Genomic DNA, 1,095 nt, shown 5'->3' with positions numbered 1-1,095 from the left:
GCCGACAACGACACCGTGGCCGGGCACATCGACATCGGCTGTTTCGAAACCGTGGCACCGCTGTACCTGCCGCGCCTGATCGCCGGCTTTCGACAGCGCTATCCGGGGGTGGATATCCGCCTGCGCGATGGCGAGCAGCAGGAGCTGATCCAGGGCCTGACCGCCGGCACCTTCGACCTGGCGTTTCTCTACGATCATGACCTGGACGGCACCATCGAGGCCGAGCCGTTGATGCCGCCGCAGAAACCCTACGTGCTGCTGCCTGAGCACCACCGTTTTGCCGGCCAGGCCCAGGTATCGTTGCGCGACCTGTGCCCCGAGCCGATGATCCTGCTGGATGTGGCCCCCAGCCGCACCTACTTCGTCAGCCTGTTCAACGAAATGGGGCTGACGCCGAACATTGTCTTCAGTTCGCCGTCCATCGAGATGGTGCGTGGCATGGTCGGGCAGGGCTTTGGTTTTTCGCTGCTGGTGACCCGCCCGCATTCCGAGTACACCTACGATGGCCAGCGCCTGGCGGTGCTCGACATTGCCGAGCCGGTGGCGTTGTCGGGGCTGGCAGCAGCGCGCTTGAAGCGCGTGCAACTGACCAAGCCGGCCCAGTTGTTCGTCGAGTTCTGCCGGGAAGAACTGGCAAAGTTCTGAAAGCGGCACGCCATGCAGGCTGCGCCATGGCGTGCCGACGGCTCAGGGGTTGACCTGATAACCGCGTCCTTGCAGGCAGCCACTGTAGGCACTGGCATGGGCCTGGGTCTTCGCTTCGTCCTGGCCGCGACGGTCTTGACGACGCTCCTGGCGCTGGCGCATGCCACCCACTGCGGCGCCGGCGGTGGCCACTTCCCCGGCGCGGTTCTGCCGGTACTGCTGCTTGGCATCATCGCTGGCCCGGTCATACAGTTCTTCATGCTGATTACCGCGCACCTGCGCGCCCGCTGCACCCGCGACCGCACCTGCGGTCGCGCCTCGCACCCGGCCACCGACATGGGCACCGCCAGACGCCGCCGTACTGTTCGCAGCGTTGGTGGCGACGGTATTGCAATCGTTGATATCCAGTTGCGTCTGCTGGCTGCTCTGGCCTTTGAGCGGCACCACCGA

2 protein-coding genes are annotated in these 1,095 nt (G+C 65.5%); one reads left to right on the top strand and one right to left on the bottom strand.

Going from position 1 to position 1,095, the window contains the following annotated elements; translation table 11 throughout:
• The coding region (locus tag HP546_RS30540) for a LysR substrate-binding domain-containing protein (protein ID WP_172233697.1) at positions 1-645 on the top strand (645 nt) is incomplete at its 5' end.
• A 42-nt stretch (positions 646-687) separates the two neighbouring features.
• On the opposite strand, the gene HP546_RS30535 is transcribed toward HP546_RS30540, so the two are convergent.
• Positions 688-1,095 (bottom strand): YMGG-like glycine zipper-containing protein (locus tag HP546_RS30535; RefSeq protein WP_172233694.1); only part of this gene is annotated, 408 nt, incomplete at its 5' end.

The organism is Pseudomonas sp. CM25 (assembly GCF_013179705.1).
Taxonomy (GTDB): domain Bacteria; phylum Pseudomonadota; class Gammaproteobacteria; order Pseudomonadales; family Pseudomonadaceae; genus Aquipseudomonas.
The sequence above is the reverse complement of the archived record's forward strand: the minus strand, read 5'-3'. Positions and strand labels throughout refer to the sequence as shown.